Consider the following 10,210-nt stretch of genomic DNA (forward strand, 5'->3'; position numbering starts at 1 on the left):
GTCAGGAATCAATAATGGCACGAAGAACTGAGCTTAAAGGAATAGCAAATTCTCTTAATGGAAGCTTTGTCAGTCGGAACAACGATTACAACGGATATTGGTCTATTGGCCAGTTAAAGCTATTTGCTATCGAAAGGCATCTTACTTCGGTGAGATTTACATTTCCAAGGCATAAGAGCAGCGCCAGCTTTGTTCTAATTGATAATATAGCGTGGCGCTACACGTATATGCTTGCAGACCTTCTTGCGAAACAACAGATCCCTGACGCCTGGGTAAAAGAGGTGAGCATTACGATCGATTTCGACACGATTGATGAAGCTGCTCAGTCAGTTGACAGCACTGTACCAGGTAAGTCTTTCAAGTGTCTTTGCCAGATAATTGATGATAATGGCTGTTTTTACTCTTCAGTCATTTATGGCCGGTGTCTGCCTCATTCTACGGCGAGAGAATTGCGTTCGACCCGTCAACTATTCTCATAGATAGATCTCCAGATTTAAATCGGCAAAGAGGCTATAGGTCGCGGCCCCTACCTCTTTTTGCGCGTCTTCTCCTGCCACCACGGTGGTGCCGTACTGGTCAGCTTCCGTGTACTTCGAGTGTTCATGACAATAGAGACACAATCACGCCCCGTTACTGCCGTCTTCCGGGTTATTGGTATGGTCGTGATCGATATGGTGAACCGTTAATTCGCGCAGGTTCGAGTAAACGAACTCCCGTGATTAGCGCCTACATAGCCTCGGATAGAGTGCAGGCGAATCATTCCTTTTGCTCGCGCACATCCTCCCAGCTTAAATCAAAACGCATGAGGTATTTGCGCAACCGATCCGCATCGTTTGGCTGCTTTTTCTGCTGCCGGGAGATAGCGAAGAGTTTACGGCCCGCTTCTGAAAGCGAGGTTGAACGCCGGCAAACATCAATAACCGTTTCTAGCTGCTTTTGATCAAACAGATCGATCTCATTCTCAAGCGGCAATGTCACGAAAGGTTTCCCTTTTGTATGCCAGTTTGCCTGCAAACGGGCGATCTCTTCATCCACCAGCGCTACTGTAATGCGTCCGTTTTCTGCCAATGTTGCCATCCGCGCTACGCTGGCACCAAGTTCGCGAAAGTTGCCCCGCCAGGCAGCCTCACCTGAGTTCGCGAAACGGATGTAATGGGCGCGCGCATCTTTATCGAAGCGCACCTGGCTCTGCTGGTCACGCATGAAGCGCTGAAGTTCGTAATCAACGTTAGGTTCAATGTCTTCCCGGCGCTCGGCAAGACCCGGCAGATTGAATGTCCACATATTGATGCGCGCATACAAATCTTCTCGAAAGCGCCCCTCACTTACCCACTGATGCATATCCCGGTGCGTGCCGGCGATCAACTGAAAATTACTGCTGACTTCACGGTCTGCACCAAACGGGAAGAAGCGCTTCTCTTCAATCGCACGCAGCAGCATAGCTTGTTCATCAAGACCCAGCTCCGCGATTTCATCGAGAAAAAGAATGCCGCCATCAGCCTCACGCAATAAGCCCGTGCGTGCAGACAATGCACCTGTAAACGCCCCTTTAGCATGGCCAAACAGCGTTGACATAGCGTTATCACCGCGCAGCGTAGCGCAGTTAACGGCGACAAATTTTCCTTTGACCTGATGACGAGACTGACGTAACTGAAAGATCCGCTCTGCCAGAAACGATTTTCCCGCCCCCGTTGGCCCCGTTAAAAGCATGGGGGCATTCGATCGCTGCGCCACGCGTTCGATTTGTTCGATAAGCGCATTAAATCTGGGATTACGGGTGTCGATACCTGATTTAAGAAATGAAACCGAACTCTGCTGCTCATGCTGAAAGCGGCTGGTTAACGTGGCATAGCGACTTAAATCCAGATCAATGACCGAATACACGCCTTCTGGTGTCACTTCGCCCTTTGGTCCTGGCCCGGTCTGTAACAGGCTGGCTGGGAGGTAACGCGCTTCTGTCAGCAGAAACCAGCAAATCTGCGCCACATGAGTACCGGTGGTGATGTGCACCAGATACTCTTCGTTCTCGGTATCGAACGGGTAACGGCTGGCGAAATCAAGAAATGCACTGTAAACCTCTTCGAAATCCCAGGGATCGGTAAGGCTGACGGCATGCGGTACAACCCGCGTTTGCGGTGATACCTCCCCAATGTCCTCTACCAACCGTTCCGCCAGGCTTATGTCGTGCGGTTGGTGCAACAACTCGAAGCGGTCAATAGGTAAATCCTCGTGCTGGCATAGTGCCACGCTGGGGCGCCATTTGGTCCAGCGATGCTGACGCTTACCCCGCCTGTCAAGTTGAGTTCCCAGAACACCGATGACGACACGTTTTTTCATTAGTTATCCTTTGAGATAAATCCTTATCTAATAAGATAAGAATATCCCTTCCAATTCTTCATGGCAAATTACGGGTTTAAATAAATAATTTTATAAATCATTGGCTTAATTAATTTTGCTGTGAAATGTAATGATTGGCACGCCATTCGCTATGTATATAAAACCGCTATAAAAATCACTATGACAAACGAAAAAAATGAAACCTCAATTTGAAATACTGAATTCTCTCTCGGGTGGGCCGATAAAAATGTGGACGCACGGTGTGCCGGTGGAACCTGAAGCCAGACAGCAACGGCTTAACACGACCAACATGCCATTTATCTTTAAGCATGTAGCAGTCATGCCCGATGTACATCTTGGTAAAGGCTCAACGATTGGCAGTGTGATCCCGACGCTGGGTGCCATCATCCCGGCGGCAGTAGGCGTAGACATTGGCTGCGGCATGATTGCAGCGCAATCTTCTCTGGTTGAGATCGTTCACACGCTACGCCAGGTCGTGTGCGTAAAAGGATAAAAGGAAGAGCAGGATGAACATAGAAACGGGATTACACGGCGTTGATGAGGCGATGCGCGCCCGCGTTTGCGGCGTCCTGGAGCACATTGAAGCTGAACACGACGTACGTGTGTTGTTTGCCTGTGAATCAGGCAGCCGTGGCTGGGGCTTTGCCTCACCGGACAGTGATTATGATGTGCGTTTTATCTACGTGCATAAACCTGAGTGGTACCTGCGCGTTGAATCGCCGCGTGACGTTATCGAAAAACCAATCGATGCCGAACTCGACGTTTGCGGCTGGGAGTGGCGAAAAGCACTGGGTCTTTTAAAGCGCGCCAACCCCACGCTAAACGACTGGCTGGATTCGCCAATCATATACCGGCAGAACGACGACATAATGGCGCGTGTGAATGCTATCAGCGATCGTTTCTTTTCACCGGAGCGGGCGCGCTGGCACTACCGGTCTATGGCGCACAAAAACTTTCGTCATTATCTGCAAGGCGACGAAGTCAGGCTGAAAAAGTATTTTTATGTTCTGCGCCCTTTGCTGGCGGTGCGCTGGATAGAAGCGGGTAAAGGCGCGCCGCCCATGCGCTTTGATCAACTGCTTCAGGGAACGGTAGAGGAAGGCCCGTTACTGCAGGACATCGTGGCGTTGCTTACCGCCAAACAACGCGCCGGTGAAGCACAATACGGGCCTCGCCGGCCAGTCCTGCATGCCTTCATAGAGGCTGAACTGACCCGTACTGACGCGGCGCTCACCCCGTCGCCCAACAAGCGCGATGACGCGTTACTCGATGCACTGCTATTTGAAACGGTGCTGGGAAATCACGTTTAACAGGGAATGGATATGAAAAGTTGGTTTAACAGGTTACTGGGCAAAAGCCCACAACATACCTTTCCGGTGGTATGGGATGCACAGCTGCCATCGATCTATGCACGTCTTGAGCAAACCTATGATCAGCCACAACCGCTGGCATGGGATAACAGCCTATTAGAGGCTCAGCCGTTAGGTGACTTGGATGAAGCGTTCTGGGCACCCGGTGCGCTTGAAGGCACGATGATTTACCACTTTGGTGTCGGTAGCGATGGTCCGGGCGCAGAGGAAATTCTGTCTGCGTTGCAGCAGGCGCTCGCAAAACCGGGCTTCAAGACAATGCAGGTGCTGTATGACTTAATAAATCAGGATTCCCTTCTGCATTACATCGATGACCTGATGAAAGCCATCCCTGAGTCCCGGGGCCTGCGGGCGGATCAGCTCCATGAGCTGGTGTTATTGCTGAGCACCCAAAGCCCGCATCCTAATGCGGTAAAGTTTGCCATGGCTATGATGGCCTTCTTTCCACAACAGCGCAGTGTGGAAGTGTTGAAAGTGCTGGCGCGCCATGATGAGTTTACGCTCTATGCTGTTGTCGCACTGCGTTCCATGGTTGAGCCGGAGCAGTATGCCGATATCTGGTTTGCCATGGCGCTGCGGGTTAACGGCTGGGGGCGCATTCATCTGATGGAACGTATGCCATACACACTGGATGAAACGATCTGTAGTTGGTTGTTGCGCGAGGGCTTCGCCAATTCAGTGATGAATGAATACACCGCGGTGAACTGTGCAGTCCACGGCAGGCTGGTCGATGCGCTGGCATCGGAACATGACGATGCCCTTCTGCTGGGGGCAGCGGAAATGATTTATGCGCTGTTAAATGGGGGGCCGGTTCCCGGTATGTCAGCCTATGACGATGGCGCGAAGGCCTGTTGGCGTTATTTGCAAAACGTCCTGGCATATCTGCCCGCTCATCCGCTGCACTACCTCACTGCCAAACGTATCAGGGAGTGGGCACAGAGTGAAAAATCATTGGAACCGGCTCTCTCCTCGCAGCTGGTGGCAACAAGCGCCGAGGTGCTGGCGTTAACGATTTGGGGGGACGTTACCGCACAGGCGTTGGCGGGTGAAGAAGGTTACGCGTTCCATCTTGCTGTTGACGTATGCCGCGATCGTCAAGAGGATCCCTTTCCTGCACTCTTTGCACGCCAGCGCAATAATCCTGAGTCATCGCTCTGGTACTACCTGATGCAGACAGAGGATGCATACCAGGCCAGCCAGGTATGCAATCTGGCAGAAGCACAGTTTGATCTTAAGGCGATCGCGAGTGGGCCGACAATGAGCAGCGGCATGGGGCCAAAATGGAATTCTCAACGCCAGCTGGATTTGGTATTACAGGAATTAAAACGCTTCCCGGAAATGGGATGGCCTTTACTTAAGGCCGCACTGCAAAGCCCAGTGGTAAGTAACCGTCACATGGCGATGAATGCCCTCGAAGTGTGGCCGCTTGATAGCCTGTCGGTTCACCGTCAGTACCTGGAAGAATGTGTTGAGCGCGAACCTCACGAAGAGGTGCAGCAGCGTTTGAAGAGTCTGTGCAACCGAATGATGTAAGGCTACCCGCAGTAATGCAAAACCCGCTTTTCGCGGGTTTTCACATCCTCTGAAAAATTCACCCATCGCATCATCCTATTCATGACCCGTAACGGCCCATCCGCTAATCACTTGCATACTCAATATCCTCCAGGTCTGAACAACGTAGCATCGCGAAATATTGCCGGTCAGGTTCAGAAGAAATACGCAAGGGGGCCAGTACAGACGTAGGCCCTATCTGAATAGCCTCTCTATCTACATAGAGGTTTGAAGGAACCAGATGAAATTGATTAAAAATACGCTTGTCAGGATGCGTCACATCAGCCACTACCGCATCGATTACCTCTGCACGCGTCAGGGTCTTGCATGCCTTCACATCAGCCTGATAGCCAATCGCATAACCAATGAAACCATCTAAAACGAGTACGCAGGTAAGGGCCACCATGCCAATACCGATTTTACCAATAAGCTTCATCAAACGTTCCCTGTCCTGCGTGTGTTTGCCTTCTGCGCGCCTGCTCTCTCGGGGCGCAGCCGAGCAAATGCGGATGATACGCCAATATGCTAAGGAGCATTATCGGACCAGGAAAGACCGCGATGTAATCACTCCTGACCGCCATGTGCCGGAAGCGCACGTTGGCGCTTTAAGCTCACTGCATAAATGCGTCAAATAAACGCTATAGTGGACGGATTTATTATTAGTAAAACTCGTCTTTATGTTGGTATCTGTATTCTTGAGTTATTCCTGTGTATCCATATGAGGCAGCTTTACAATCGATGATATGAACATTTGACTGAGGATGTAAGTTACCAATGATTTGTTCCATAGCGTTATAAATTGCCTTTTGGTAAGCCGTTTTTTGATCTTTACTGCATGTTTCATCCACGACAGTAACTTCAAGTCTAAATGAGTTTTTCCCCCATTCAGCCAAGCTCTTACCGTCAATGAACCAGTCGTCATTATCTACATGTCTGACTATGACCATGGTTTCAAAGCTGTTTTTCTTCAATATATTGCATGTGATTTGAGTGGCTAAATGCACGCACTCTCTCGTCAACTTTTGGTCCTTGTAGCCAGATAATGTCAGAGTTATTCCAGGCATGATTTATCCTTAAAAAAATTATTACTCAATGTGATTATTACAATCATGGCGGCATATTTTGGGTTAACAAGAATAGATTATAAATACTGCACAATCCAAAACCTGAGCGCAATATTATATCCGCTTTTTGTTCATAGCAGACCCGCTGCCGCGCCCGTCTTACACACAGTAAGCTGACCCTGTGCCGTAACTAATAGGGGTTCAGAAGAAATACGCAAGGGGGCCGCAGCCCTGCCTGCCATGTACCAGCCGCAACCCCCCATCCACTGCTCCTGCTCCCCCTCCCACACACGCGACGCCCGCCGCCGATCGCCCCCAAACCCGGGCCGCGCCGGGGGCAGGGCCGGCAACCTGGTACAACCTCAAAAATTACAGGTATAATCCTACGCATTATCCAACGGGTTCAGATACGAAAATGACAAAACTTACCTTACAAGAGCAGATGCTGAAAGCTGGATTAGTGACCAGCAAAAAAGTGGCCAAAGTCCAGCGAACGGCTAAAAAATCACGTGTTCAGGCTCGTGAGGCAAGAGAGGCGGTGGAAGAGAATAAAAAAGCCCAGCTTGAGCGGGATAAGCAACTGAGCGAACAGCAGAAACAAGCGGCGTTATCTAAAGAGTATAAAGCGCAGGTGAAGCAGCTGATTGAAATGAACCGAATCACTGTGCCAAAAGGCGATATCGGTTTTAACTTCACCGACAATAATCTCATTAAAAAAATAATGGTGGATAAGCTGACCCAGGCGCAACTGATCAATGGCCGTCTCGCCATTGCCCGTCTGGTGGTGGATAGCAAAGGTGAAAGCCAATACGCCATTATCCCCGCGAGCGTCGCCGATAAAATTGCGCAGCGTGATGCGGAGAGCATCGTGTTAAACAGTGCGCTGAGTCAGGAAGAGCAGGATGAAGATGATCCGTATGCCGACTTTAAAGTGCCCGATGATTTAATGTGGTAATGCCCGGTGCCGGGGTTTACCTTCAGCGCCCTGAGTAAGCCTGCCGGTTGGCACTGCGCCCGGCGTCTGCCCGGCGCGTTCAGAACGGGCTGGCATGGCGGGCGTTAATCCACGCGTCGGTGATGGGATGAACAAAATCTAACTCACTGGCGTGCAGCATCAGCCGCGGCGTCTGTTCCGTGCCCGGCAGCAGGCGGCCGCCATACAGGTCGCAGCCCAAAATAGGGTGGCCCAACTCCCGGCAGTGAATGCGCAGTTGATGGGTACGCCCGGTCTCCGGGGTCAGCGCCACCCGCGTTAACGGCAGTAACCTCTTGTTTTCCAACGTGTGATAAAAGCGCTCAATAACCCGATAGCGCGAACGGGCGGGCTTGCCGTTGAGGGCGCAAATCGACATCAGCGGGAACAGCGCCGGGTCTTTGGCAATCGCCGCGTCTATCACCCCTTCGTCGTTGTCCAGATGCCCGCAGAGCAGTGCGCTGTACACCTTGGTCACCGTGCGCTGGCTGAACTGGTGGCAGAGCGCGGCATTGATCGCCTTATTGCGGGCAACCACCATCAGCCCGGACGTCCCGAAATCAAGGCGGTGCACCAGCGTGCAGCCGGGGAACCGCTGTACCAGCCGATGATGCACCGAATCAATATTTTGCGGGTTTTTCCCCGAGAGGCTGAGCAACCCGCTGGGCTTATTGATCAGCACCAGGTGATCGTCCTGATAGAGCACTTCTATCTTGTCATGGCACGGCGGGGCAATAAAGGTATCGGGAATCGTAGACATCAGGCTGCCGGAGGGGGAAAGGGGAGCGGATAGTAACGGATTTTCAGCCGGCTGGCGAATCCGGCCGCTTTTCTATGGTAATTGGTTGCGCTCTGCCGGTTCCGCCATGCTCTTTTTTACGCCAATTGCCATTAATTCACGTCACCGGGAACTTATTTGTTTTTCTGCGGACTGAGTAATACGCCCCAGTACTTTGTCCCAGTATTTTTCCCCGGCTAATATAACGTTTTCTTTAGTAAAGATTTTGTAAGCCCGTCTTTTATAATAAACAGATAATTTGCATTAAGTCATGATGACGTGGCGCGCTAATGCCTGATGCCGGAATTTTACTGTTTTATTGTTTAGATAAGTAAAAGTCGATTGTTAAGCTGATATTCTGTGTCACCTGAATCTGGCTCCCCCCTGGTAAGACACCCGCTTTATTATGATGGCACATACACGGAAATTAGTGGTGCTGGTGGCCGCACTGATGATATTCCACGCACAGGCGCAACCTTTATCGCCTGCCGATCGCAATCAAATACAGACCCAACAGCAGCAGCTATTGCAGCAGAATGAACAGCAACGTAATGATTTACAACGAAGTATGCAGGCAACTCTGCCTGCGGCACCGATGCCGGAAACCGGGCAGGGGCCATGCTTTACCATAAAGACTATTCAGATTGATAACGCCTCGTTATTAACGGCTGCACAAAAGAAAACGCTGACCGCACCTTATTCCGGCCGCTGCCTCGGCATGGCAGAAATTAATCAGCTTATCCGGGATGTCTCACAGTGGTATATCAGCCGGGGGGATATCACCAGCCGCGCCTTTATTACGGAGCAGGATCTCGCAGGCGGGCAGTTACATATCACGGTGCTGGAAGGGAAATTACAGGCCATCCGTCTGGAGGGGGCCGCATCGCGCCAGCTGGCCATGGCGTTCCCGGGGCGGGAAGGGAATATCCTGAACTTGCGCGATATTGAGCAGGGAATGGAGCAGATAAACCGGTTGCGTAGCACGCCGGTGCAGATTGAAATATTACCGGGAGAGAATGCCGGTTATTCCATTGTTAATCTCACCGCCACGCCGGAATTTCCGCTGACCGTGGCGCTGGGTTTTGATAATAGCGGCCAGAAAAGTACCGGCGTCGGGCAGATAAATGGCTCGCTGACCGGCAATAACCTGCTGGGGCTGGCCGATAAATGGTTCATCAGCGGGGGCCGCAGCAGCGCGTTCTCCCACTCGCGGGATGCGCAAAGCCTTCAGGCCGGGCTTTCGGTGCCTTATGGCTACGGCCTGCTGGATTATAGCTACAGCTGGAGTGACTACCGCAGCACCCTGACCAGCAACGGCTATCGCTGGCTCTCCCACGGCAGCAGCGAAACCCACCGCCTGAACGGTTCCTGGGTACTGTTCCGTAACAGCGACATCAAAACCGGGCTGATGGCCGGCCTCAGCCACTACACCAGCCATAACTACCTGAACGATGTGCTGTTGCAGAGCAGCAGCCGTCAGCTCACCAGCCTGCAACTCGGCCTCAACCACACCCAAAAACTCGCCGGTGGCATCGCCACGCTTAACCCGGTGTTCAGCCATGGGGTGCCCTGGCTTGGGGCGGAGAGCGACCACGGCAAACCCGGCGCTCTTCCGAAAGCGGACTTCCGGAAATGGAGCCTGAGCGGCAGTTTTCAGCGGCCGGTGACGGCATCGCTGTGGTGGCTGAGCAGCGTGTACGGGCAGTGGACGCCGGATCGGCTCTACGGCAATGAGCGGCTGACGATCGGCGGCGACAGCTCGGTGCGCGGTTTTAAAGAGCAGTACCTCTCCGGCGACATCGGCGGCTACTGGCGGAACGAACTCAATTACGCCCTGATGACCTTGCCCGGCCTCGGCCAGGTGAATGCCACGCTGGCCGTTGACGGCGGCTGGCTGAAGAAAAGCACCGAGGAGCCGTGGGCTTCCGGCACGCTGTGGGGCAGCGCGGTGGGGCTGGGCACCACCAACCGTTACCTCTCTACCCAGTTAACGCTTGGCCTGCCGGTGAGCTATCCCGACCGGCTGGCACCCGATCATCTCAGCATCTCTTACCGGCTGGCACCCGATCATCTCAGCATCTCTTACCGGCTGGCGCTGGTGTTCTAAAAGGCAAGG

Annotated in this window: 9 protein-coding genes and 2 pseudogenes; 6 read left to right on the top strand and 5 right to left on the bottom strand. The window is 52.3% G+C overall.

What is annotated here, in order from left to right:
- Nucleotides 1–14 precede the first annotated feature (14 nt).
- Nucleotides 15–479 (top strand): hypothetical protein, encoded by a 465-nt coding sequence (locus CYR55_RS23380; protein ID WP_146001003.1) that lies wholly within the window; start codon nucleotides 15–17, stop codon nucleotides 477–479.
- Here the strand turns inward: CYR55_RS23380 and CYR55_RS18555 are convergent.
- Together CYR55_RS18555 and rtcR are read right to left on the bottom strand one after the other, a co-directional pair.
- Nucleotides 474–779 (bottom strand): annotated as a pseudogene (locus tag CYR55_RS18555) (YajD family HNH nuclease). The gene CYR55_RS23380 and the pseudogene CYR55_RS18555 overlap by 6 nt on opposite strands.
- Entirely contained in the window at nucleotides 757–2,337 is a 1,581-nt protein-coding gene (rtcR, locus tag CYR55_RS18560) for an RNA repair transcriptional activator RtcR (RefSeq protein ID WP_101817846.1), read from the bottom strand. Before rtcR ends, CYR55_RS18555 begins: the two are co-directional and overlap by 23 nt.
- A gap of 196 nt (nucleotides 2,338–2,533) precedes the next feature.
- Between rtcR and CYR55_RS18565 the strand changes: the two are divergent.
- From CYR55_RS18565 to CYR55_RS18575, 3 genes and pseudogenes are all read left to right on the top strand, one after another.
- Nucleotides 2,534–2,806 (top strand): annotated as a pseudogene (locus CYR55_RS18565) (RtcB family protein); the annotation flags it as partial.
- 58 nt (nucleotides 2,807–2,864) lie between these two features.
- Nucleotides 2,865–3,668, top strand: coding sequence for a nucleotidyltransferase domain-containing protein (locus tag CYR55_RS18570; protein WP_101817847.1), 804 nt, complete (start codon nucleotides 2,865–2,867; stop codon nucleotides 3,666–3,668).
- A gap of 12 nt (nucleotides 3,669–3,680) precedes the next feature.
- Nucleotides 3,681–5,261, top strand: a complete 1,581-nt coding sequence (locus tag CYR55_RS18575; RefSeq protein ID WP_101817848.1) for a hypothetical protein — start codon at nucleotides 3,681–3,683, stop codon at nucleotides 5,259–5,261.
- A 103-nt stretch (nucleotides 5,262–5,364) separates the two neighbouring features.
- Here CYR55_RS18575 and CYR55_RS18580 read toward each other — a convergent pair whose 3' ends face one another.
- Entirely contained in the window at nucleotides 5,365–5,715 is a 351-nt protein-coding gene (locus CYR55_RS18580; RefSeq protein WP_101817849.1) for a hypothetical protein, read from the bottom strand.
- Between the two features lie 223 nt (nucleotides 5,716–5,938).
- Complete coding sequence (locus tag CYR55_RS18585) at nucleotides 5,939–6,343, bottom strand: tautomerase family protein (RefSeq protein ID WP_101817850.1); 405 nt, start codon at nucleotides 6,341–6,343, stop codon at nucleotides 5,939–5,941.
- A 415-nt stretch (nucleotides 6,344–6,758) separates the two neighbouring features.
- Between CYR55_RS18585 and CYR55_RS18590 the strand changes: the two genes are divergently transcribed.
- Nucleotides 6,759–7,298, top strand: coding sequence for a DUF2058 domain-containing protein (locus CYR55_RS18590; RefSeq protein ID WP_101817851.1), 540 nt, complete (start codon nucleotides 6,759–6,761; stop codon nucleotides 7,296–7,298).
- A gap of 79 nt (nucleotides 7,299–7,377) precedes the next feature.
- Here the strand turns inward: CYR55_RS18590 and CYR55_RS18595 are convergent, their stop codons facing one another.
- Complete coding sequence (locus CYR55_RS18595; RefSeq protein WP_101817852.1) at nucleotides 7,378–8,076, bottom strand: RluA family pseudouridine synthase; 699 nt, start codon at nucleotides 8,074–8,076, stop codon at nucleotides 7,378–7,380.
- A 424-nt stretch (nucleotides 8,077–8,500) separates the two neighbouring features.
- Between CYR55_RS18595 and CYR55_RS18600 the strand changes: the two genes are divergently transcribed.
- Complete coding sequence (locus tag CYR55_RS18600) at nucleotides 8,501–10,201, top strand: ShlB/FhaC/HecB family hemolysin secretion/activation protein (protein WP_101817853.1); 1,701 nt, start codon at nucleotides 8,501–8,503, stop codon at nucleotides 10,199–10,201.
- Nucleotides 10,202–10,210 lie beyond the last annotated feature (9 nt).

The sequence above is a fragment of the Chimaeribacter californicus genome (genome assembly GCF_002858675.1).
Lineage (GTDB): Bacteria > Pseudomonadota > Gammaproteobacteria > Enterobacterales > Enterobacteriaceae > Chimaeribacter > Chimaeribacter californicus.